The 22,732-nt window shown below is 32.8% G+C and carries 21 protein-coding genes and 1 pseudogene; 16 read left to right on the top strand and 6 right to left on the bottom strand.

Features of this window, described 5'->3' with window-relative positions; all coding sequences use genetic code 11:
* The first annotated feature begins 41 nt into the window (after nucleotides 1–41).
* The 12 genes from CKV65_RS04040 to CKV65_RS03985 all read left to right on the top strand — a co-directional run bounded on the left by CKV65_RS04040 (nucleotide 42) and on the right by CKV65_RS03985 (nucleotide 10,155).
* Nucleotides 42–599, top strand: coding sequence for an NYN domain-containing protein (locus CKV65_RS04040; protein ID WP_051177636.1), 558 nt, complete (start codon nucleotides 42–44; stop codon nucleotides 597–599).
* Nucleotides 600–728: 129 nt separating this feature from the next.
* Nucleotides 729–1,175: a ribosome maturation factor RimP gene (locus CKV65_RS04035; RefSeq protein ID WP_027890456.1), complete on the top strand. Its 447-nt coding sequence runs from the start codon at nucleotides 729–731 to the stop codon at nucleotides 1,173–1,175.
* Between the two features lie 22 nt (nucleotides 1,176–1,197).
* On the top strand, nucleotides 1,198–2,316 hold the full coding sequence (gene nusA / locus CKV65_RS04030) for a transcription termination factor NusA (protein WP_027890457.1): 1,119 nt from the start codon (nucleotides 1,198–1,200) through the stop codon (nucleotides 2,314–2,316).
* A 16-nt stretch (nucleotides 2,317–2,332) separates the two neighbouring features.
* Entirely contained in the window at nucleotides 2,333–2,599 is a 267-nt protein-coding gene (gene rnpM / locus CKV65_RS04025) for an RNase P modulator RnpM (protein ID WP_027890458.1), read from the top strand.
* Nucleotides 2,592–2,906 (top strand): L7Ae/L30e/S12e/Gadd45 family ribosomal protein, encoded by a 315-nt coding sequence (locus CKV65_RS04020; protein WP_027890459.1) that lies wholly within the window; start codon nucleotides 2,592–2,594, stop codon nucleotides 2,904–2,906. Before rnpM ends, CKV65_RS04020 begins: the two co-directional genes overlap by 8 nt.
* 21 nt (nucleotides 2,907–2,927) lie before the next feature.
* Nucleotides 2,928–5,288: a translation initiation factor IF-2 gene (gene infB / locus CKV65_RS04015; protein WP_027890460.1), complete on the top strand. Its 2,361-nt coding sequence runs from the start codon at nucleotides 2,928–2,930 to the stop codon at nucleotides 5,286–5,288.
* Nucleotides 5,289–5,298: 10 nt separating this feature from the next.
* Nucleotides 5,299–5,670: a 30S ribosome-binding factor RbfA gene (gene rbfA / locus CKV65_RS04010; RefSeq protein ID WP_027890461.1), complete on the top strand. Its 372-nt coding sequence runs from the start codon at nucleotides 5,299–5,301 to the stop codon at nucleotides 5,668–5,670.
* Nucleotides 5,654–6,604 (top strand): DHH family phosphoesterase, encoded by a 951-nt coding sequence (locus CKV65_RS04005; protein WP_027890462.1) that lies wholly within the window; start codon nucleotides 5,654–5,656, stop codon nucleotides 6,602–6,604. Before rbfA ends, CKV65_RS04005 begins: the two co-directional genes overlap by 17 nt.
* Nucleotides 6,597–7,469: a tRNA pseudouridine(55) synthase TruB gene (gene truB / locus CKV65_RS04000; protein ID WP_027890463.1), complete on the top strand. Its 873-nt coding sequence runs from the start codon at nucleotides 6,597–6,599 to the stop codon at nucleotides 7,467–7,469. The genes CKV65_RS04005 and truB overlap by 8 nt, the downstream gene beginning before the upstream one ends.
* A 186-nt stretch (nucleotides 7,470–7,655) precedes the next feature.
* Nucleotides 7,656–8,387, top strand: coding sequence for a pseudouridine synthase (locus CKV65_RS03995; protein ID WP_027890464.1), 732 nt, complete (start codon nucleotides 7,656–7,658; stop codon nucleotides 8,385–8,387).
* Complete coding sequence (locus tag CKV65_RS03990; protein ID WP_027890465.1) at nucleotides 8,387–9,625, top strand: BaiN/RdsA family NAD(P)/FAD-dependent oxidoreductase; 1,239 nt, start codon at nucleotides 8,387–8,389, stop codon at nucleotides 9,623–9,625. The genes CKV65_RS03995 and CKV65_RS03990 overlap by 1 nt, the downstream gene beginning before the upstream one ends.
* Before the next feature lie 101 nt (nucleotides 9,626–9,726).
* Entirely contained in the window at nucleotides 9,727–10,155 is a 429-nt protein-coding gene (locus tag CKV65_RS03985; RefSeq protein ID WP_027890466.1) for an RrF2 family transcriptional regulator, read from the top strand.
* A gap of 62 nt (nucleotides 10,156–10,217) precedes the next feature.
* Here CKV65_RS03985 and CKV65_RS03980 read toward each other — a convergent pair whose 3' ends face one another.
* Nucleotides 10,218–10,634 carry a cupin domain-containing protein gene (locus tag CKV65_RS03980; protein WP_027890467.1) on the bottom strand — a complete coding sequence of 139 codons (417 nt, stop codon included), beginning with the start codon at nucleotides 10,632–10,634 and terminating at the stop codon, nucleotides 10,218–10,220.
* A 158-nt stretch (nucleotides 10,635–10,792) separates the two neighbouring features.
* Between CKV65_RS03980 and CKV65_RS03975 the strand changes: the two genes are divergently transcribed.
* Complete coding sequence (locus tag CKV65_RS03975) at nucleotides 10,793–13,708, top strand: insulinase family protein (protein WP_027890468.1); 2,916 nt, start codon at nucleotides 10,793–10,795, stop codon at nucleotides 13,706–13,708.
* Nucleotides 13,709–13,776: 68 nt separating this feature from the next.
* On the opposite strand, the pseudogene CKV65_RS03970 reads toward CKV65_RS03975, so the two are convergent.
* A pseudogene (locus CKV65_RS03970) lies at nucleotides 13,777–14,718 on the bottom strand (IS30 family transposase).
* Between the two features lie 239 nt (nucleotides 14,719–14,957).
* Here CKV65_RS03970 and dapA point away from each other — a divergent pair.
* Nucleotides 14,958–15,851: a 4-hydroxy-tetrahydrodipicolinate synthase gene (gene dapA, locus CKV65_RS03965; protein WP_027889554.1), complete on the top strand. Its 894-nt coding sequence runs from the start codon at nucleotides 14,958–14,960 to the stop codon at nucleotides 15,849–15,851.
* Nucleotides 15,852–15,918: 67 nt separating this feature from the next.
* On the opposite strand, the gene CKV65_RS03960 is transcribed toward dapA, so the two are convergent.
* From CKV65_RS03960 to rsmB, 4 genes are read right to left on the bottom strand one after another with little or no spacing between them, the layout of a single operon-like run.
* Nucleotides 15,919–16,572: an SIR2 family protein gene (locus CKV65_RS03960; protein WP_027889555.1), complete on the bottom strand. Its 654-nt coding sequence runs from the start codon at nucleotides 16,570–16,572 to the stop codon at nucleotides 15,919–15,921.
* Between the two features lie 45 nt (nucleotides 16,573–16,617).
* Complete coding sequence (locus CKV65_RS03955) at nucleotides 16,618–17,367, bottom strand: FhaA domain-containing protein (RefSeq protein WP_231922712.1); 750 nt, start codon at nucleotides 17,365–17,367, stop codon at nucleotides 16,618–16,620.
* A gap of 42 nt (nucleotides 17,368–17,409) precedes the next feature.
* Complete coding sequence (gene rlmN / locus CKV65_RS03950) at nucleotides 17,410–18,441, bottom strand: dual-specificity RNA methyltransferase RlmN (RefSeq protein WP_027889557.1); 1,032 nt, start codon at nucleotides 18,439–18,441, stop codon at nucleotides 17,410–17,412.
* Nucleotides 18,442–18,472: 31 nt separating this feature from the next.
* On the bottom strand, nucleotides 18,473–19,801 hold the full coding sequence (gene rsmB / locus CKV65_RS03945; RefSeq protein WP_027889558.1) for a 16S rRNA (cytosine(967)-C(5))-methyltransferase RsmB: 1,329 nt from the start codon (nucleotides 19,799–19,801) through the stop codon (nucleotides 18,473–18,475).
* A 256-nt stretch (nucleotides 19,802–20,057) separates the two neighbouring features.
* On the opposite strand from rsmB, the gene CKV65_RS03940 reads away from it, so the two are divergent.
* Both CKV65_RS03940 and CKV65_RS03935 read left to right on the top strand, forming a co-directional pair.
* A complete protein-coding gene (locus CKV65_RS03940) occupies nucleotides 20,058–21,032 on the top strand; it encodes a LacI family DNA-binding transcriptional regulator (RefSeq protein WP_027889559.1) in 975 nt (324 codons plus the stop codon).
* 217 nt (nucleotides 21,033–21,249) lie between these two features.
* Nucleotides 21,250–22,722 carry a glycoside hydrolase family 32 protein gene (locus CKV65_RS03935; protein WP_027889560.1) on the top strand — a complete coding sequence of 491 codons (1,473 nt, stop codon included), beginning with the start codon at nucleotides 21,250–21,252 and terminating at the stop codon, nucleotides 22,720–22,722.
* Nucleotides 22,723–22,732: the final 10 nt, after the last annotated feature.

Genomic DNA, 22,732 nt, shown 5'->3' with positions numbered 1-22,732 from the left:
TTAGTTAAAGATAAAAAGTGAACTGGGGTAGTGGATATATTATGAGAAGCAGAACTTATTTGACACCAAATAGACATGAAAAATACATGATTGTTGATGGTTATAATGTTATAAATGCTTGGGATTTTTTGCAAAAAATAAGTAATGAAGATTTAGAATTTGCTAGAGATAAATTAATTCATTTATTAGTTGAATTTGGACAATATGAAAAATATGATATGACAATAGTGTTTGATGCACAATATACAAATGCGGAAGAAAATGTGGATGAAATAACACCACATTGTAAAGTAGTTTATACAAAGGAAAAAGAAACGGCTGATAGTTATATTGAGCGTAGTGCATATGAAGCTACACGATATTATGGTAAAGAAGTATATGTAGTTACTTCTGATGGTGCAGAGCAGAGTTTAATTTTAGGAGCAGGTGCTTATCGCATCACGGCAAAAGAATTGTTGCGAAGTGTGAAGCATAGTAAAAAGAATATACGTGACGAATATACGGGTAAACATGCATTGCCATTAAAGCGTAGAGAACTTGGTTCACGTATTGATGATGATGTGATAGCTAAGCTTGAACAACTGCGAAAGAAGAAATAATACTTTGATTGTTGCATTGGCAATTTTTATGTGTTATACTGATTTAAGAAATTAATTTGATTATTCCTCAAAGAGTGGGTATCTACCCACTCTTTGCTTTATATTGGGAATATATTAGGAGGTGTTTCAATGGCAAATCGTGTAGAAGAGGCAGTTGAAAAAATTGCTGAAGAAATTTTAGCTGGTACTGATTATGAACTTGTCGATGTTGAATATGTAAAAGAAAGAGATTGGTTTTTACGTATCTACATAGACAAAAAGGGTGGAGTAGGCCTTGATGATTGTCAGGAAGTAAGCGGCCTTTTAGATGAACAAATTGAAAAACTCGGCATTTTAAATGACCGTTTTATTCTTGAAGTTTCTTCACCTGGTCTTGATAGAGCATTGAAGAAAGAAAAAGATTTTAAACGGGAAATGGGTAAAAAAGTAGATATTACTTTATATAAACCTATAAATGGTGAAAAAAATATTACAGGTGTTTTAACAGGTTATGCTGAAAACAGCATAACAATTGATGATACTAGAGAATTTCCTTTAAAGGATGTTGCTTTAGTTCGATTGCATATTGATTTTTAAAAAGATTAAGGAGTAACAAAAATTGGCAACCAAAGATAAAGGTTTTTTAGAAGCTTTGAAAGAAGTTGGGAAGGAAAAAGGCATTGCACCAGAGGTTTTATTTGATGCGGTAGAAGCAGCACTTGTTTCTGCATATAAACGTAATTTTAATACAGCTTCTAATGTGCGTGTTTATTTGGAACGAGCTACAGGTGATTTTCATGTTTATGCTCAGAAAAAAGTAGTAGAAAAAGTAGAAAATAAAGTTATGGAAATTTCATTAGACCAAGCAAAGAAAATTAATGATAATTATGAGCTTGATGATGTTATTGAACTTGAAGTTACACCTGCCAACTTTGGCCGTATTGCTGCACAGACAGCAAAACAGGTTGTAGTACAACGTATTAGAGAAGCAGAACGTGGTATTATTTATGAAGAATATTCCAATCGTTCTAGTGATATTTTAACAGGTATAGTACAACGCATGGAAGGTCATAATGTATTTATCGACCTTGGTAAAACAGAAGCAGTTCTTACTCCTTCTGAACAGATTAGCACAGAAAAATATAAACATAACGATAGAATTAAAGTTTATGTAGTAGAAGTAAAAAGAACTTCTAAAGGTCCACAGATTTTAGTTTCACGTACTCATCCAGGACTTTTAAAACGTTTATTTGAATTAGAAGTTCCAGAAATTCAAGATGGCACAGTAGAAATAAAATCTGTTGCACGTGAACCAGGTATGCGTTCCAAAATTGCAGTATATTCCGCCGATGAAAATATTGATCCAGTAGGTTCTTGTGTAGGTCAAAAAGGTTTACGCGTACAGGCTGTAGTTGATGAACTTCGCGGTGAAAAAATCGATATTGTAAAATGGAATGAAGACCCAGCAAAATATATTGCAAATTCTTTGAGCCCTGCAAAAGTTGTTTCTGTGGCAATCAACGAAGAAAAGAAAATGTCTCGTGTTATTGTTCCAGATTATCAATTATCTTTAGCTATTGGTAAAGAAGGTCAAAATGCACGCCTTGCTGCTAAACTTACTGGTTGGAAGATTGATATTAAGAGTGAATCTCAGGCAAAAGAAGAAGGCGCAGATGCTGATGAATTAAATATGAACATGGTTGATGTAGTCTGTGATGATTCTTTTTCTGTTGATTAATAATGGGAGGTAATTTATGAAAAAACTTCCTGTGCGTTTGTGTGTTGGCTGTCAAGAGCCTCATACTAAGCGAGAAATGATACGTATTGTGAAGAGTCCTGAAGGGGAATTTTCAATCGATACTACTGGTAAAAAATCTGGACGTGGTGCATATATCTGTAAAAATAGTGCTTGTTTAGAAATAGCAATAAAACAGCATCGTTTAGAAAAATCTTTTAAATGCCCTATAGATAATTCAGTATATGAACAGTTAAAAGAGGAATTTGCCAAACTTGATGAATAAAGGAAAAAAATTAATTAATATATTAAGTATTGCTTGTCGTGCGGGTAAGGTTATATCTGGCGAGTTTGTAATAGAAAAAACTTTAGCTGGCAGGCACAATGTTAAATTGATATTATTAGCTGAAGATACGACAGAAGCTACACAGGCTAGATATGAAAAACTAGCAGAGAAAAATAAAATTTTGCTAAGAAAAACACCACTGACAAAGGAAAAATTAGCAAATTGCATTGGAAAGGAAAATCGAGCAGCAGCGGCAGTCTGTGATGAAGGTTTTTGCAATGCTATTTTAAAAATCTTGGATAATTGATTGAGCCTAGGGGGTGAATTAATGTCCAAATACAGGGTATATCAGTTAGCGAAAGAATTTAATCTTGATACAAAAAAAGTTATTGATATATTGAATAAGAATAATTTTAAAATAAACAACAACTTTAATCTTGTTGGAGAGAAAGAACGTGAGGTTATAGCTACTATCGTGAATAATAAAGAAAATAATAATAAAAATACTGTTAAAAAAAATAATCAACAAAACAATCAAAATGCTAATCAGCATAGAAATAATACTTCCGCAAATAATAACGGAAATAAACATAAAAATAACGGCACTAATAACAAAAATAGTAATCATAACAACAATCATAATAAACCTAATAATAATGCGGAACATAAACAAAGAAATAATAAAAATGCCGCAATGAATAATAATTTAGTAAACGATAAAAACGAACGTAGTGAACGCAATAACGAACGTAGTAAAAATCGTAACAATAAAAATAATCGCAATCAAAATCAGAATAATAATCGCAATAATAATCGTCCTAATAACAATAAAAACAATAATAAAAATAATAATCCTTCCAATAAATTCAGTGGTAATAAGAAAAATAAAGGTAAAAATACTAAACAAGTTCAGCCTGAAGTTAAACATCAAGAAATTATTCGTCCAAAACATATAAAAGTTGGGGAAACGATTACTGTAAAAGAATTGGCTAGTAAAATGACATATCCAGTAACAGAAGTAATCAAAAAATTAATGTTACTCGGTACAATGGCTACTATTAACCAGGAACTTGATTTTGAAACAGCTTCTTTAATTGCAGAAGAATTTGGCATTGCAGTAGAAGAATTACCACCAGAAGTTGATTTAACGGAAATTCCAGAAATCGAAGATGACCCAGAAAAATTACAACTTCGCCCACCAGTTGTTACTGTAATGGGACACGTTGACCATGGTAAAACTTCTTTACTTGATGCTATTCGTAAAACATCTGTTACTTCTAGCGAAGCTGGTGGTATCACTCAGCATATCGGTGCTTACCAAGTAATGTGTAATGGTCAAAAAATTGTATTCTTAGATACTCCAGGTCATGAAGCATTTACTGCTATGCGTGCGCGCGGTGCACAAGTTACAGATATTGCAGTACTCGTTGTTGCAGCTGATGATGGTGTTATGCCACAGACTTTAGAAGCAATCAACCATGCTAAAGCAGCAAAAGTACCAATCGTTGTAGCTATCAACAAGATTGATAAACCTGGTGCTAATCCAGAACATGTAAAACAACAACTTGCTGAACATGAACTCATTCCAGAAGAATGGGGCGGACAGACTATCATGGTACCTGTTTCTGCTAAAAAGAAAATGGGTATTAATGATTTGTTGGAAATGATACTTTTAGTAGCAGAAGTACAAGAACTTAAAGCTAATCCAAATCGTGAAGCACGTGGTGTTATCATTGAAGCACGTCTTGATAAAGGTCGTGGCCCTGTAGCATCTGTACTTGTTCAAAATGGTACACTTCGCATTGGTGATTTTATCATCGCTGGTACTGCTTGCGGTAAGGTTCGTGCAATGGTTAATGACCGTGGCGAAAATGTTAAAAAAGCTGGCCCATCTATGCCAGTTGAAGTTTTAGGTTTATCCGATGTTCCAGAAGCTGGGGATGAACTCGCTGTATTAGATGAAAAACTCGCTAAAACAATCGCTGAAAAACGTATTGAAAAACAACGTAACGAACTCATGCGTTCGAAGAAAGTATCCTTAGATGATTTGTTCAATCAAATCAACCAAGGTGATATAAAAGAATTAAACTTGCTTGTTAAAGCAGATGTTCAAGGTTCTGTAGAAGCTGTTTGTTCTTCACTTTTAGCGCTTAATAAAAATGAAAGTGAAGTTCGTGTAAGCATCGTTCACTCTGGTGTAGGTGCTGTAACAGAATCTGACGTAATGCTTGCTTCAGCAGCTAATGCTTTAATCATTGCATTTAATGTACGTCCAGATGCTAATGCTCGTAAACTTGCTGATACAGAAAAAATTGAAATTCATACTTACCGTGTAATCTATGAAGCTATTGATGATATTCAATCAGCAATGAAAGGTATGCTTGCGCCTAAATATAAAGAAGTAATTCAAGGTAAAGTAGAAATTCGTCAAGTTATGAAGTTCTCTAAAGCTCTTGTTGCCGGTTCATATGTATTAGAAGGTAAAGTATGCAATAACTCTAAAATCCGTATTATTCGTGATAATATCGTATTATATGAAGGCCAAATTGAATCCTTACGTCGTTTCAAAGATGATGTAAAAGAAGTTGCTTCTGGTTACGAATGTGGTATCACTATCGATAATTACCGTGATTTCAGAGAAGGAGATATTCTCGAAGTTTATACTATGGAAGAAATTCCGCAGAAATAAGGAGGAAGCGATGGGAAGCGTTCGAGTAGAAAAGATACAGGAACTTATAAAACAGGAAACCAGTGAAATTATTATGCGCGAACTTAAAGACCCACGCATAGGCTTTGTTACTGTAACTGAAGTTGATGTTTCTAGCGATTTACGCAATGCTAAATTATATGTAAGTATTTTGGGCAGTGATAAACAAATCGAAGAAACATGGAAGGGTCTTAACTCCTCTTTGGGTTTTATTCGTAGAGAATTAGCTCATCGTATTCGTTTAAAATTTATCCCAGATATTAAATTTTTGATGGATACTTCATTAGAATATAGTGCACATATTCAAGAACTTTTGATTAAAGTACAAAAAGAAGAGGAAAAAAGTCATGGAAGTAACACTTAAACAAGCTGGAGAAATAATTTTAAAGGCTAAAAATATAGTGTTGTCCTCGCACGTCAATCCAGACGGAGATAATGTTGGTTCTACTTTAGGGTTATATCATGCCCTAAAGGGAACTGGCAAAAATATAAAAATTTTGTTGGACGACGATTTACCAGATAATTTAGGTATGATGAAGGGATTAGACCTTTATCAAAAACCTGATAAAAAACTGGAAGGCATTGACTTGATGGTGATTTTAGATGTGGATATCGACCGTATTGGCAAAGTTCGCGATGTGGTAGATGCGCCTGTACTAAATATTGACCATCATATTTCTAATAGTAAAGTTTGTGATTTTTGTTATGTAGATGCTAATGCAGCTGCTACGGCACAGATTGTATATAGCTTGATAAAAGAAATGGGCATGGATTTTAATGTAGATAGTGCTACTTGTTTATATACGGGACTTGTTTCTGATACAGGCTTTTTCCGTTATAGTAATACAACACCGTATACATTGAGAGCAGCAGCTGAACTTTTAGAAGCTGGTGCTAGACCAGATAAAATATCAGAAATATTCGACCAACGTTCATTTTCTAGTGTAAAAGCAGCTGGAAGAGCTATTGGCACGATTGATTTATATCATGATGGTAAAATAGCATTGATGACAGTCGATAAAGCGTTGAAAGAGTCAGCTGATAATACAGAGGGCTTTGTTAATTTTGCTAGAAATATACGTGGTGTTGATGTAGCAGTCATGATAAAATATGCTGATGAAAATGTTACACGTGTAAGCATGCGTTCAAAGAACACGAATGTCAGTGAAGTTGCACAATCAATTGGCGGTGGCGGTCATATTCGTGCTGCTGGTGCTACTGTGTACAAAAATTTAAGTCAAGCTAAAGAAATTGTACTCAATGCTATTATTGAAGGAATGAAGAAACAAAATGCCTAATGGTTTTGTAAATGTATTAAAAGCACCGGGAATAACATCACATGATATCGTTGCTCATTTGCGTAAAGTATATGGTATGAAAAAAATTGGTCATGCTGGAACTCTTGACCCAGCGGCAGCAGGTGTATTGCCAATCGCTTTGGGAAAAGCAACTCGCATGTTAGAGTATATGGATGATGTAGACAAATCATATACAGCGGAAGTAACATTTGGCTATGCAACAGATAGCGGTGATGATACTGGTAAAGTTATAGAAGAAATGTTTTCTTATGAGTTGCCTACGGAAGATGCAATAAAAGGAGCATTGGAAACTTTTTGCGGTGAAATAAAACAACGCCCACCAATGTATTCAGCAGTGCGCATTAACGGACAGAAAGCTTATAATCTTGCACGTAAAAATATTGAGGTGGAAATGCCAGAGCGAACGGTATTCATTCATGATATTAAATTTCATGAAATGAAAGAAAACGGTTTCGTTTTTTCTGTAAAATGTTCTAAAGGCACATATATTCGTAGTCTTTGTATAGATATCGGTAAAAAACTCGGTATACCGACAGTGATGAGTTTTCTTGTACGTACGCATGTGGGAAAATTTAAATTAGAAAATGCTTGGACTACTGAAGAAATTGGGATGTTACCACATAAAGCATTATATGCAATGGATTTTCCAATAAAACATCTTCCAGAATATAAAATAACAGAAGATGAAGCTTTGATGATAAAGCAGGGCAAGAAAATTGATGTAGCTGAAGGAGTAGAGGTTTCAGAAAAATTTATTCGTTTATATACGGATAAAGAATTTGTTGGAATTGGAAGATATGTGTTCAGCGAACATAAAATTGCTCCGCATAAAGTTTTATTATAAAAAAAGCTGATTTTAATTAATTCTATATATATGTTTTGAATAAAATGAGATATTGAAGACTTTTTCAGTTTGTTATAATACTGGAGAAGTCTTTTTATATTTATTGTTTTGTATGATGTTTTAATTGACACTTTGCTGTATTGACGATAGTATAAAGTAAGTAATTTTTAATAAAGGAGAATTGTTTTGGAGGAAAGATTACAAAAGTTTTTGGCTCGTGCAGGTGTGGCTTCACGTCGCAATGCAGAGAAATTAATTCTTGAAGGTAAAGTTCGTGTTAATGGTATTGTTGTTAAGGAATTAGGGACTAAAATTAACCCTATTAAAGATAAAGTTTTCTATGAAGGAAAAAGATTAAAACCAGAAGATAAAAAGGTTTATTATATATTGAATAAACCAAAAGGATATATTTCCAGCGTAAAAGATGAAAATGGCAGAAAGACAATCGTGGATATCTTATCTGATGTAAAAGAAAGAATTTTTCCGATTGGTAGATTAGATTACAATACTGAAGGTTTAATTTTACTCACAAATGATGGCGATTTCATGAATAAATTGTTACACCCTAAGTATGAAATTGAAAAAACATATGTTGCAAAGATAGATGGTATCATCAATTTAGATGATTTGCATAAATTGGCTGATGGTGTGAAATTAGAAGATGGCAAGACAGCACCAGCAGATGTTTATTTAGATTCTGTTGATAAGCAGACGAAGACTTCACGCGTGGAAATCACTATTCATGAAGGCAGAAATCGTCAAGTACGCCGTATGTTTAAGGCACTTGGTTATGAAGTTAAGGCATTAAAACGCATTGCTTTTGCAGGTCTCACACTGAATAGATTGAAGCGTGGAGAATATCGTCCGCTTACAGAAAGGGAATTGTTGAAGCTGCGTAAATTAATGGGAGATAAATAATGCAGAAAGTTATCGTAATAGGTGGTGGAGCTGCTGGACTTATGGCAGCTGTTACTGCTGCACAAAATGGGGCAGAAGTTCTGCTTTTAGAAAAAAATGACCGTTTAGGCAAAAAGCTTTTGATTACGGGAAAAGGTCGTTGTAATGTTACTAATACAGCACCATTACAGGATTTTGTAAAAAATATTCCCGGCAATGGCAGATTTTTATACAGCGTATTTAGTAAATTTTTTAATTGGGACACATGGTCTTTTTTTGAAGAATTAAATGTGCCATTGAAAGAAGAACGCGGTGGACGTGTTTTTCCTGTTAGTGATAAAGCAATCGATATTGTAAATGCTTTCGTCAATTTATTATACAGTTTAGCTGTACAGATAAAATACAATGAAGATGTAAAAGAAATTAAGGTGGAAAATAATAAGGCTGTTGGTGTAGTTACTTCTAAAGGTGATTTTTATAAGGCAGATAGTGTTATTTTAGCTACAGGAGGCGCTTCTTATCCTGGAACAGGTTCAAACGGTGAAGGATTTAAGATAGCGCAAGCTGTAGGTCATAATATTGTTGATTTGCATCCAGCATTAGTTCCGCTTGAATGTGAAGAGGATTGGGTTAAAAATTGGCAAGGTTTATCGCTTCGTAATATAAATGCTAAGGTAATTGTAGATGGTAAAGAAGAACGCGAAATGTTTGGCGAAATGTTATTCACTCATTTTGGTGTAAGTGGCCCAATTATTTTATCTTTGAGTAGACAGATTGCTTTGGATTTAAAAGCTGGAAAAAATGTGGAATTGTCCATTAATTTAAAACCAGCACTTACGCGTGAACAATTGGATAAACGTATTTGTCGCGATTTTGAAAAATACAGTCGAAAACAGATTAAAAATGCTTTACATGATTTATTACCAAGTAAAATGATTATGGACATCATTGATTTGGCTGTCATTGATGAAGATAAATTTGTAAATCAAATAAGCAAGGAAGAACGTGAGCGTTTGGTGGATTTATTACAAAATTTAACGATTACTATTACGCGCACACGTCCGCTCAGTGAAGCCATTGTAACTGGTGGTGGAATTTCGACAAAAGAAATTAACCCTAAAACTATGGAGTCAAAATTAATTGGTAATTTATATTGTATTGGTGAAGTTGTAGATGTTGATGCATTTACAGGTGGATATAATTTACAAGCGGCATTTTCCATGGGGTATGTTGCTGGAGTGGATTGCGCTAAAGAATGAGTGTAAATTTATAAAATAACTTTTTTCCTGTATAAATTTATGATATACTATAATTATATTTAAATAATTTAGTTTATACATAAATGAGGGATTATGATTTTATGAAAATATCAACAAAAGGAAGATATGCTTTAAGATTGATGCTTGACATAGCTTTGAATGATGCTGATAGTCCTGTACGTATTAAAGACATTGCGGAAAGACAGCAAATATCAGATAAATATTTAGAGCAGATTGTATCTAACTTAAATAAAGCAGGTTTTGTTAAATCTTTACGTGGTCCTCAGGGCGGATATCGCTTAACAAAAAAACCGGAAAATTATACAGTGGGAATGATTTTACGTTTAATTGAAGGGAACTTAGCTCCAGTAGCGTGTTTAGAAGATGAAGTTAATACTTGTAAACGTGTAGATATTTGTCCAACATTAATTCTTTGGCAGAAATTATATGATGCAATTACAGATGTAGTAGATAATATTACGCTTGCAGATTTAATTGAATGGCAACAGAATAAAGTTAAAAATTTATAACATAAAGATTAAAAAATAAAAAACAGTAGCTATATGGCTACTGTTTTTTTATTTGTAATATATTATTTTAGTTTAAGATAAATATCATCAGTTACAGGTTCAAGCCATTCATTAGAAGCACCTTCAGCTGGAACTTCAATAGCTAAATGAGAGAAGAAACTATCTTTTGCGGCGCCGTGCCAATGTTTTATTTCTGGTGGAATGTTTACAACATCACCAGCATGAAGTTTTTGTGCAGGTTTGCCCCATTCTTGATAATAGCCTGTGCCTGCGGTTACAAGTAAAATTTGACCGCCTTTATGATGAATGTGCCAGTTGTTGCGACAGCCTGGTTCAAATGTAACATTGCCAATGGATACGCCTTTTGTCGTTAGCATATTTAAATGAGCTTGGCCAATAAAGTTTTTGCTAAATTCTTCGGGTAATTTATCACCTAAAGGGAAAATTAGAGAATTTTTAAAGTCGTCTATAGTTTGCATGATAATTCCTCCATAATTTATATTTACAGCTTAGTTATACTACTTAGAGTTTACTTCAAGTCAACTATTAATTTTATAATATCTAAATTAATACAAAAATTGACAGATAGTTTGTTTTAATTCATAATTAAAGAAATGTTGTAAAAGGAGTTGTTATTTTGGAAGAAAATCAAATTTATCATGGTTTTAAATTAAAGAAAAGTTCATATATAAAAGAGATTGCTTCAAATGCTTATGAATTTGAACATGTTAAAAGTGGTGCAAAATTATTATTTGTAGCTAATAATGACGATAATAAGGTTTTTTCAATCACTTTCCGCACTACGCCTACTGATGATACGGGGGTTGCTCATATTGTAGAACATTCCACTTTATGTGGTTCACGCAAATTTCCAACGAAAGAACCATTTGTTGAACTTGTAAAAGGTTCACTTAACACATTTTTAAATGCAATGACTTTCCCAGATAAGACTATGTATCCTGTTGCTAGTCGCAATGATAAGGATTTTCGCAATTTAATGGATGTATATCTCGATGCTGTTTTTTATCCAAATATGAGAACTACACCAGAAATTTTAATGCAGGAAGGTTGGCATTATGAAATTGAAAATGCTGATGAACCATTAAAATACAGCGGTGTTGTTTATAATGAAATGAAAGGCGCTCTTTCTTCACCTGATGGTCTTTTGGAACGCAAGATTTTAAATAATCTTTATCCAGATACGACTTATCAATATGAATCTGGCGGGGACCCAGTTGCTATTCCAGATTTAACACAGAAGATGTTCATTGATTTCCACAGTCGTTATTATCACCCATCTAATAGCTATATTTATTTGTATGGCGATATGGATATGATGGATACTTTGGAATTTCTCGATAAAGAATATTTATCTGCTTTTGATAAAATTGAAGTAGACTCTCATGTAGATTTACAGAAACCATTTGAAAAACGCAAAGTTTTAAATGATGTTTATCCTATTGCTCCAAATGAAAGCAAAGAACATAAGACATTTTTAAGCTTGAATTATTCGATTGCTACTTCTTTGGAAAAAGAAAAAATGATAGCATTTTCTATTTTGGAACACGCTTTGTTGAAGAGTGAAGCTGCACCACTTAGAAATGCTTTGATTAAGGCTGGACTTGGCAGTGATGTAATTTCTTCATTCGATAATGGTGTACTTCAACCAATGTTCAGTATAATTGTCAACGGTTCTGAAGCTGATAAGGCTGATAAATTTGAAAAAATTGTAAATGATGTTTTAACAGATATTGTAAATAAAGGTATTGATAAAGAATTATTACAGGCTTCTATCAATGTAATGGAATTTAAATTGCGTGAAGCTGATTTTGGACAATTCCCGAAAGGACTCATTTACAATATCAATTTGATGAATAGCTGGTTATATGATGGCGAACCAACTATGTACTTGTATTATGAAGATTTGCTTACAACTGTAAAACAATGGGCAAATGAAGGTAAATTTGAAGAATTAATCAAGACATATCTTTTAGATAATACACATAGTTTAATGTTGATTTTATCTCCAGATGAAACGATTATTCCAGAAGGAGAACGTGTTTTAGCTGAAAAATTAGCAAAAATAAAAGCTAATATGAGCGATGAACAGTTACAAGAAGTTATTGAAGCTACAAAACGTTTGAAAAAACGTCAGCGCAGTGTGGATACACCAGAAGCTTTAGCTAAAATTCCGCTCTTAGAAATCAGTGATATTAATAAAAATTGTGATAAACTCATAATTGCTGAAGATGAAATTGCAGGAACTACAGCTTTAAAACACGATGTGGCAACAAATGGCATTGTTTATTTGAGAATGTTCTTTGATGTTTCAACAATAGCATATGAAGATATAAATTATTTATTCTTATTAGAAGAATTAATCGGCAGAACAGCTACAAAAAATTATTCATATGAAGCATTGGCTAATGCTATAAATCTTTATACGGGTGGTATGCGCTTTAGCGTGGCTACGTACGATAAAGAAGGCGATGTTAATTCATATATGCCTAAGATGGTATTTAAAGCAAAAGTTTTAGTTGATAAGATGCCAAAATTGATAGAGCTTTTACAGGAAATTATCTTTAATGGTTCATTTGCTGCAAAAGAACGTGTAAAAGATTTAATTCTTCAATGTCGCAGTGATTTTGAAATGTCTATTTTGCGCTCTGGTCATCAATTAGTTTTAGATGAGCTTATGGCATATTTTACACCGAAAGAACGCTATGATAATTATGGTGATTTAAGATTTTATAGTTTCATCAAGAATTTCTTGAATGATTTTGATAATGAATTTGCTAAAATGCAGGTTGCTTTTGCTAAAATAATACCAATGGTATTTAATAAACACAATCTCATTACAAGTATTACTGTAGATGGCGAAGATTATACAAAAGTTGCAGATTGTGTAGCTTTATTTATAAAATCATTGTCAGATGAAGAATATCCTGTGCAGACTATACCGTTTAATGTTGATAAGAAAAATGAAGGCTTTATAACATCAAGCCAAGTTCAGTACGTAGCTAAAGGTGCTAATTTCATGCGTTTGGGCTATAAATACACTGGTGTCATGAAAGTATTAGAAACAATTATGCGCTATGAATATTTATGGACACATATCCGCGTTTTAGGTGGTGCATACGGTGCTTTTGTAAAATTCCGTCGTGATGGAAATATGTATTTCGGTTCTTATCGTGACCCTAATTTGAAAGAAACACTCAATGTATACGATAATACAGGAGCATTTTTACGTAGTTTTGCTGTTAGTGATAGAGAAATGACAAAATACATCATTGGTACTATCAGTGGAATGGATATGCCTCTTACACCTTCATTGAAAGGCGAATTAGCAGCTTCTAGTTATATTGTAGGCATGACTGATGAAATGCGTCAAAAACAGCGTGATGAAGTCTTAGCTACAACACAGGAAGACATTCGCAATTTGGCAGATTTAGTTGATGCATGCATGGAAGAAAATGCTATTTGTGTATTGGGTAGCAGTAGCAAAGTAAATGAAGCACAGGATGTATTTAAAACAGTAAAAACTCTTTTATAAATTATAAAAGATGAGAGAAATCACCGTAGAAAAATATCTGCGGTGATTTTTTTATATTTGATGAATTGTCAATCCAAGTGCGACACTTCTTTTAAAAATAAATTAAATGGATTATCCCAATTTAAACATTTTCTTGGTCTACTATTTAATAATATTAATTTTTTTATTAAATCATCATTAGATATTTGTCCTAAATCTGTTTTCTTTGGATAATATTCTCTTAATAACCCATTTGAATTTTCGTTGCTACCTCTTTGCCATGCTGCATAAGCATCTGTAAAATATACTTTTATATTTAATTTTTCTACTTCTTTGTAACATGCAAATTCTTTTCCTCTATCTGTTGTAAATGTTTTTAATGCCTTTTTTGGTAGTACTTTCACTAACTTTTTTATTGCTTTTAGCATTGATGATGCTGTTCTATCTTTTATTTTTATTGCCACATAAAATCTTGTTTTTCTTTCTACAAATGTTGCTAAACAAGCTTTAGCTTTTCCTCTACTAGATACTATGGTATCTAACTCTCAATGTCCAAAAGTTTTTCTACTTTTTACATCTTTTGGTCTAGTTGTGATACTATTTCCTATTAAGAATTTACCACGTGTTTCCTTTTTTCTACGTTTTCCTTTATGTCGTAAATTCTTAAGTGAAATACCTTTTAATTTACCAATATAAATCCAATTATAAATAGTTTTAAAGGAAAGTTTACCATTTAAAAGTGCATTAGAAATCTGTTCTGGAGACCAGTTTTCATGTAATTTTTCAGAAATAAGATTAGAAAGAACATCATTGTATTTACTAGAGCAAGAAGAATTTTTACGACGTTCAAGATATTTATTGTGAGCAAATGAAGAGATATATTCATTTTCAATTTTATTACGAGATAGTTCTCGAGCAATAGTAGAATGATGACGATGTAAAAATTTAGCAATAAAACGAGTAGAATAACCTAAAATAGAAAGAACCTCTATACGAATACGTTCAGATATGGTAAGATGATGATAGCTCATTATGAATTTTCCTTTCGTGTGGATTTTGTGTGGTAACTTTATTTTACACGAAAATTCATAATGAGTTTTTTATTTTTTTAGATGTTGCACTTCATTATACAATCCATCATTTATTAAAAAAGTAAAAAATAATTAATAAGTTTTTTTATGTAATTTTGTAAAATAGTTGCTAAGCATGGAAAATAACTGTATAATCAAATAATAAGTATGTATAAAGATGTCATAAGGAGGCTTTCTTTATGAAAGATGTAATTTTTAAAGGTGCAGCCGTAGCTATTGCTACACCATTTAATGAAGATGGTATGGGTGTCAATTATGATGAATTGAAAAAACTGATTGATTTTAACATTAATAATGGCACTGATGCTATTGTTATTGCTGGTACAAGTGGCGAATCTGCTACTATGACTGACCAAGAACATGAGGATATTATTAAATTTACAGTTGATTATGTAAATAAACGAGTGCCAGTTATTGCAGGAACGGGTTCTAATGATACAAGATATGCAATAAATTTATCTCAACATGCAGATAAAGCTGGTGCTGATGCTTTGTTAGTAGTAACACCATATTATAATAAATGCACACAAAAAGGTCTTATCAAACATTTTACATCTATTGCTGATAATGTAAATGTTCCAATTATTCTTTATGATGTTCCATCTCGTACAGGCGTAGGTATTAAACCAGAAACTTATGCTGTTTTGGCTGAACATCCACGCATTGCAGCAGTAAAAGAAGCTAGTGGAAATATCAGCCAAGTTGCTGAAACAATGGCTCTTTGTGGCGATAAACTCACTTTCTATTCAGGAAATGATGACCAGATTGTTCCTCTTATGTCTTTAGGTGGACAGGGGGTTATTTCTGTTCTTTCTAATGTTATGCCAAAAGAAACACATGATATGTGTCAATTATTCTTAGATGGAAAAGTAAAAGAAGCTGCTCAAAAACAACTCGAATATTTTCCATTAATTAAAGCTTTGTTCTGTGAAGTAAATCCAATTCCAGTAAAAGTTGCACTTCGTTTGATGGGCTTTAATATGGGTCCTCTTCGCATGCCTCTTTGTGAAATGGAAGAAGCTCATTTAGAACAATTAAAAGCAGCTATGCGTAAATTTAATTTAATTAAATAAGTTATAGAAAAAGTAAAAGCAGATACAATTTAACTGTATCTGCTTTTTTATTTTAATTATATATTTTTTATATTTTATGAGGGCCTTTTGGTCCTGGTGGATTTATTTGTTGCATTGTAGTGCGAATTTGTTCCATCTGTTCATCAGTTATACCGAGTTTTTCCGCTATAGCATCCCAATCATTTGTTGGAGGATTATGCATAGCAATTATATCTTCTGGTGAAGCTGTACAATATTGTGACATCAATACGCCGTGCAGAACTTCTTTCATGCCATAATTTTTTTCTAATAAGTTGGTGATAATTGTTTTATTAACGGACAACTTTTCACTTAAATATTGAGCTGCTAAATTATCATGAGCGGCTTTGATATCATTTGGTGTCAAGTTTAATAAATATTCAACGCGTGGCCAGCTATTAGCATCTTTTAATTTCATGACTTCATCAAAAGGTTTTTGAGAAGCATAAGCTAAAAATGCACCGTGCTGAATTTCTTTAGGGCCCCAGCCTTCATTGTAATAGCTCATAAGTGTTGCTTTATCAATGCCGTACATATCGCTTATCTGTTGCATTTCTGTATCAATGCGAACTTGTGGAGCAACACGTTCCATTGCTGGTGGTGGCAGTGGAGCTGCATTTACTAAAGATGGCATTTCTACACCAAAACCATTTAACAATAGAGCAGTAGACATTACCGTTAAAATTTTAGCAGTTTTTTTCATATTTATCACCTCGAAAAAATATTTATATATTCTATTATAATAGATTTATAGAATATCGTAAATAATAATCGTATTTCCTATTTGAATTTTGTCGCCAGGACACAGACAAAAGCTTGATATTTGAGTATCATTTACGCTAGTACCATTTAAACTATTGGCATCATGTAAAATATGACGACCATTTTCGAATGTGATGTAAGCATGAAGACGAGATACATTGATATCTGTAATGATAAATTCATTGCTATCGCGTCTACCAATATGAATTTGTTTATCGCCGATTTCCATATAAGAGTCTTTATCGGGCCCTTCTGCTATAGTTAAAGAAGCAAATTTTAATTCTTGATTTATTTTTGGTGATTTTGCAAATAGTTCTCTGTCATTAGGTGGAACGACAATAGTACCTTGTGTTCCAGTGTTATCACTGGAGATGGTATTTTGAATTTCAGTTTCTGTACTGAATGTTGTTTTTATATCACATACGCCTAATTTTAATTCAGGTGATTTTAATATAGTTATAACGGGTTTTTTATGCATGAAATAATCTTTCATGATAACTGATTTATAGAGAAATAATTTTAATTTAATTAATACTTCTATGGTATTTAATTCGGTATAATCATTAGGGCTTATTGTAATAACAAAATTATCTGGAACGAATATTGCGCGATTGACACGTTTTTTATGACGGATTAATAAGCGGTCGAGAATTTTTTCAATTTCTGCCAGTTGTAATTTACTAGAAAATTTACGATTAAAGAAGCCTTCAATATTTTTTTCTAAAAAATCTTCCATACGGGAAAAAAACATGATATTCATCTCCGATTAAATTTGTTTTTATAAATGTTTGTTGCGTAATTGACCACAGGCTGCATTGATATCTGTGCCCATTTCCTGTCTGATGGTAGCGGTTATATGGTGGTCGTTTAAATATTTGGCAAATGTTTTTATACGAGATATTGATGGTCGATTAAAATTGCGTTCTTTTACAGGATTGATAGGAATTAGATTAACGTTAGCTAATTGATTTTTTAATAAATGACAAAGCTCTTGGGCTTCGGCAATATTGTCGTTGTATTTATCGATTAAAATGTATTCATAAGTGACACGACGTTTTGTAATATCGGCATAATTTACGGCAGCTTTGATTACTTCTTCTAGTGGATAGCGTTTATTGATTGGCATTAAAGATGTACGCAACTCATTATTCGGTGCGTGTAAGGATATGGAAAGCGTGATAGGAATGTTTTCTTTAGCGAGTTTTTCAATACCTGGAACAATGCCGGAAGTTGATATCGTTATATTGCGATAGCCTAAGTTTAAACAATATGGTTCATGTACAAGGCGAATGAATTTTAAAACGTTGTCATAATTTAACATAGGTTCACCAGAGCCCATGATTACGATATTGTTGATTTGCTCACCCGTTTTATTTAAGAGTTCTTGAATATACATAGCTTGAGCTAAAATTTCACCTGTGGATAAGTTTCTTGCCATGCCGTGCAAAGTGGAAGCGCAAAAAGTGCAACCCATATTACAACCGGCCTGTGAAGATACGCAAATGCTATTGCCGTAGCTTTGGCGCATTAAAACTGTTTCTACGCCAATACCATCACCAAATTGAAGAAGAAATTTAGTAGTTTTTCCATCGGCAGAGTCTAATCTATCCCATGATTTTGCACGATTTATAGTAAATTCTTGAGATAATTTTTCACGTAAATCTTTAGAGAGATTAGTCATTTGCTCAAATGAAATGGCGTGTTTTAAATACATCCATTCAATGATTTGTTTAGCACGAAATTTTGGTAATTTCAATGAGGTTATCAAAGAAGTTAATTCGTCCAAATTAAGTCCAAAAATATTCGTCATGAAAAAGAGTTTCCTTTCTATAGTTTAAATATTAAGCATTGCGTATTAAACGAGCTATAAAGAAGCCGTCTGTATGGTCGATATGTGGCATTAATTGCAATGTCTTAGTTTTGTCTTTATGTTTAAATGGTAAGAATTTGTGTACATCATCAAGTTTAAAATCAGCATGAGTTTTTAAGAATTCATCTATTACATTTTGATTTTCTTCTGGCATAATTGTGCAGGTGCTGTACACTAATACACCGCCTTTTTTTACTGCTAAAGCTGCGGAGTTTAAAATTTCTAATTGAAGAGCGGGAAGTTCGGATAATAAATCTTCTGTTTTGTTCCAGCGTGAATCTGGTTTACGGCGAAGTACACCCAGTCCAGAACATGGAGCATCGACAAGAATTTTATCAGCTTTATTTGGATAAAAATTGCCAACTTCGCGCGCATCTAAAAGTTGCGTCTTAATGATGTTTATACCTAAACGATGGGCATTTTCATTTATAAGTTTTAATTTATGTTCATAAATATCACCAGCGATAATAGTACCTTCGTTGTTCATCAAAGCGGCAATATGTGTAGTTTTTCCACCTGGAGCACTGCAAGTATCGATTATAAAATCGCCTTTTTGCGGATTGAGTACATGAGCGACGAGCATGGAGCTTTCATCTTGTACTTGTGCCATTCCGTTTTGTAGGGGTTTTAATTTATTGAGTGAAGCATGGCTTTGACAAATAATTCCTTCTGGAGCAATTTTTGATGGAATGACTGTGCATTCATTTTGCTCAAGTTCTTTTATAAGTTCTGGTCGAGTAATTTTTAAAGTATTAGTACGCAATACGAGTGGTGCATTTGTATTATTAAATTGGCATAATTTTAATGCAGCTTCACTGCCAAATGTATGAATGAATTTTTTTACAAGCCAGACGGGATGTTGTTCTCGTACAGCAACTTCTATGGCTTTGTTACCCGTTGGCATAGCGTATTTTTCAGGTTGGCGGATTAAATTGCGCAATACGCCATTGACAAATTTTGCAGAACCTTGATTACTGAATTTTTTAGCGAGATTTACCGCTTCATTACAAGCGGCAGAAGCAGGGACTTTATCCATGAATACAATTTGATAAATGCCGAGACGCAAGATATTTATTACTGTTGGTTCAATCTTGTTGAGTGGGCGATTTACAAATTTTTTTAAAATCCAAAGCAATGTATCGCCTGATTTAACTGTACCATAAACGAGTTCAGTTATAAAGCGACGGTCTTGCTCTGTTATTTCATATTTTTGAAAATGGCGAGATAGTGATATATTGGCATAAGCTTTTTGTTGATAAATTTCATTTAAAATATTTAAAGCAATAGCACGAGCGTTCATAAAATCTCCTTTAATATTTGTTTTATTAAACTAAAAGAGACGCTAAAAAGCGTCCCTGAAAAAACCTATTCATTAAAGAAATCTTTAATTCAAATTTATTATAAACCATAATACTATTTATATGCAAGTTATGGATAAAATTTGTCAAATATATTGATTTTATCATTATTTATTTTAAATTTTTATAATAGTATTGTTTCGTGATAAAATACATAATATGTATATGATATAATATAATAAATAGAGGTGGGGTTTTATGGCTAGTATTAGAGATGTAGCTAAGTTGGCACAGGTGGCACCAAGTACAGTATCATTGGTTATAAATAATAAAGGTTATGTTTCGGAAAATGCGCGTAAAAAGGTTTTAGATGCTATAGAAAAATTAAATTATGTGCCGAATGAATTAGCACGTAACTTATTTCGTAATAGTACGAATATAATTGGCATTATTGTGCCAGATGTTGCACATCCTTTTTTTGGCGCTTTTATAAGTGCGTTGGAGATAGCACTTTATAAATATAATTATAAAATAATGGTATGTTCAACAGTTGAAAGAAAGAATGCTGAACATGAAATCGTTGATATGTTACAAAGACAAATGATTGATGGTATTATAATGGGTTGTCATTCTTTAGAGGTTGAATTGTATGATAATGTCAATAAACCCATTGTAGCTTTTGATAGAATAATTAATAATAGAATACCACTTATTCATTCTGACCATAAACAAGGTGGCAAGTTAGCTGCACAAACTTTGATAAAAGCGGGTTGTAGACATCCATTACAGATAACAGGGATAAAAAATGCTTCGATGTCTGCTTATTCACATCATGTTGCTTTTAAAGAAGAATTAGCTAAAAATGGTATTGATGTCATAAATTATGAAATGAAATGGAACCAATTTAGTATGAAATATTTTAAACAAGTAGCAGTTGATGTTTTTGAAAAATATCCTGAAATAGATGGAATTTATGGGTCTGATATGGTGGTATGTGCTTGTTTGGGTGAAGCGCATAAACGTAAATTGAATATACCAGAGAATATAAAATTTATAGCATATGATGGTACATTTATAACAGAGAGCGGTTTTTATAATATAACATCAATTGTTCAACAGATTGATTTATTAGCAGCAGAAACAGCAAAAATGATTGTATCGCTCATAAAAGGGAAAAAAGTTGTCAAAGATAAAATTTTGCCGGTAGTTTTGCGCAAAGGCGATACTTGCTGAAGGGAATTTGTGATGTGAATTCCCTTTTTATTATCAAATAATTGTCAGAATAAACTTTTTTTTAACATAATTTACAAAAGGGTATTGATTTTTAAAATAAAGAGTGTTATTATCTAATCATGAAATATCAAACGGGTTCGATTAAGTGAAAAGTTTTTTGTTATTTATTTTTTTAACATTTTGTCGAACGGGTTCGATTTATTGAGGGGAGATTGTTATGACACATCAAGAAGCTTTAGAAAAGGCAGAATTATTTCAAAAAGAGGCTAGTAAACAGGCTGAAAAAAGTTATTGGAAACCAAAATATCATATTACAGCACCAGCTAATTGGATAAATGACCCAAATGGTTTTTGCTATTTTGATGGTGAATATCACTTGTTTTATCAGTATCATCCATATTCAGCAGAATGGGGTCCTATGCACTGGGGGCATGCATCAAGTAGTGACTTAGTTGAATGGAGAACAAGACCGATTGCTCTCGCTCCAACTGATGAATACGACAAAGGCGGTTGCTTTTCTGGTAGTGCTATTGAAAAAGATGGCAAATTATATGCAATGTATACTGGTCATGTTGATTTAGACAAAAGTCTCGGTGGTAATGACCGTATCGAGAGTCAATGTATCGCTATTAGCGAAGATGGAGATACATTCAAAAAAGTAGAAAATAATCCAGTTATAAAGAAAGTTCCTGAAAATATCGGCATTCGTACAGAACATTTTCGTGACCCAAAAGTTTGGAAACATGGTGATTTATATTATGTAGTAGTTGGTGTTCAAACTTTAGAAGAAAGTGGAGCAGTTGTTGTTTATAAATCAAAAGATTTAATTAATTGGGAATTTTTAAATATAATGGCAAAATCCACGGTAGAAGAAAATCTTGGTTTTATGTGGGAATGTCCTAATTTTGGCGAAGCTGATGGAAGAGATATCTTGATTGTTTCACCGCAAGGGATGAAACCAGAAGCTGAAAAATATTTAAATGTACATCAATCAGGATTTTTCTTAGGAAAAATGAATTATGAAACAGGTGAATTTGACCGTCAAACTGCATTTGATATTTTTGATTATGGTTTTGATTTCTATGCGCCACAGATTATGCAAGATGAAAAAAATAATCGTTGCATTATGATTAGTTGGCTCGATATGTGGGAAAGTAAAATGCCAGAACAAAAAGATGGTTGGTGTGGCATGATGAGCATTCCACGTATTTTAAAAGTAAAAGACAATACAGTGTATAGTCTGCCAGCTCCAGAACTTGTTAAGCTTCGCAAAAGTGAAGTTCATCATGAAGTTACTACAGATAAAACTGTAAGTTTTGATGATGTTGCAGGTGATTGTTATGAATTAAATGCTGTTTTTGATTTAACAGAAGCAAATGGAGTTAATTTAAAATTACGCGTATCCGAAAATGAAGAAACAGATATTGCTTATGATAAAGAGACAAATATTTTACTTTTAGATAGAGATAAATCTGGTAGCGGTATTGAGGGACAAAGACAAATTGAAGTAGCGCCAATAGATAATAAATTATCTTTACGAATTTTCAGCGACCGTTCGTCTTTAGAAATTTTTATAAATGATGGACAGCGTGTACTCAGCAGTAGAGTTTATCCTACAGAAGAAGCGACGGGCATTGTGTTTGTTCCAAATGGCTTGATGAATATTTCCATAGATTTTTATAAAATTTAAACAATAGAGG

It is taken from the genome of Megamonas hypermegale, assembly GCF_900187035.1.
In the GTDB taxonomy this organism is placed as follows: domain Bacteria; phylum Bacillota; class Negativicutes; order Selenomonadales; family Selenomonadaceae; genus Megamonas; species Megamonas hypermegale.
The sequence above is the reverse complement of the archived record's forward strand: the minus strand, read 5'-3'. Positions and strand labels throughout refer to the sequence as shown.

Coding starts and splice junctions, on each gene's coding strand:
- CKV65_RS03955 (WP_231922712.1), bottom strand. CDS start 17,367: ATGGAAGATTTTTTAGAAAAAAATATTGAAGGCTTCTTTAATCGTAAA.
- CKV65_RS03985 (WP_027890466.1), top strand. CDS start 9,727: ATGAAAATATCAACAAAAGGAAGATATGCTTTAAGATTGATGCTTGAC.
- CKV65_RS04035 (WP_027890456.1), top strand. CDS start 729: ATGGCAAATCGTGTAGAAGAGGCAGTTGAAAAAATTGCTGAAGAAATT.
- rsmB (WP_027889558.1), bottom strand. CDS start 19,801: ATGAACGCTCGTGCTATTGCTTTAAATATTTTAAATGAAATTTATCAA.
- CKV65_RS03960 (WP_027889555.1), bottom strand. CDS start 16,572: ATGAAAAAAACTGCTAAAATTTTAACGGTAATGTCTACTGCTCTATTG.
- rbfA (WP_027890461.1), top strand. CDS start 5,299: ATGGGAAGCGTTCGAGTAGAAAAGATACAGGAACTTATAAAACAGGAA.
- CKV65_RS03990 (WP_027890465.1), top strand. CDS start 8,387: ATGCAGAAAGTTATCGTAATAGGTGGTGGAGCTGCTGGACTTATGGCA.
- CKV65_RS03935 (WP_027889560.1), top strand. CDS start 21,250: ATGACACATCAAGAAGCTTTAGAAAAGGCAGAATTATTTCAAAAAGAG.
- CKV65_RS04020 (WP_027890459.1), top strand. CDS start 2,592: ATGAATAAAGGAAAAAAATTAATTAATATATTAAGTATTGCTTGTCGT.
- CKV65_RS04005 (WP_027890462.1), top strand. CDS start 5,654: ATGGAAGTAACACTTAAACAAGCTGGAGAAATAATTTTAAAGGCTAAA.
- truB (WP_027890463.1), top strand. CDS start 6,597: ATGCCTAATGGTTTTGTAAATGTATTAAAAGCACCGGGAATAACATCA.
- CKV65_RS03940 (WP_027889559.1), top strand. CDS start 20,058: ATGGCTAGTATTAGAGATGTAGCTAAGTTGGCACAGGTGGCACCAAGT.
- dapA (WP_027889554.1), top strand. CDS start 14,958: ATGAAAGATGTAATTTTTAAAGGTGCAGCCGTAGCTATTGCTACACCA.
- rlmN (WP_027889557.1), bottom strand. CDS start 18,441: ATGACGAATATTTTTGGACTTAATTTGGACGAATTAACTTCTTTGATA.
- CKV65_RS03980 (WP_027890467.1), bottom strand. CDS start 10,634: ATGCAAACTATAGACGACTTTAAAAATTCTCTAATTTTCCCTTTAGGT.
- CKV65_RS04040 (WP_051177636.1), top strand. CDS start 42: ATGAGAAGCAGAACTTATTTGACACCAAATAGACATGAAAAATACATG.
- rnpM (WP_027890458.1), top strand. CDS start 2,333: ATGAAAAAACTTCCTGTGCGTTTGTGTGTTGGCTGTCAAGAGCCTCAT.
- infB (WP_027890460.1), top strand. CDS start 2,928: ATGTCCAAATACAGGGTATATCAGTTAGCGAAAGAATTTAATCTTGAT.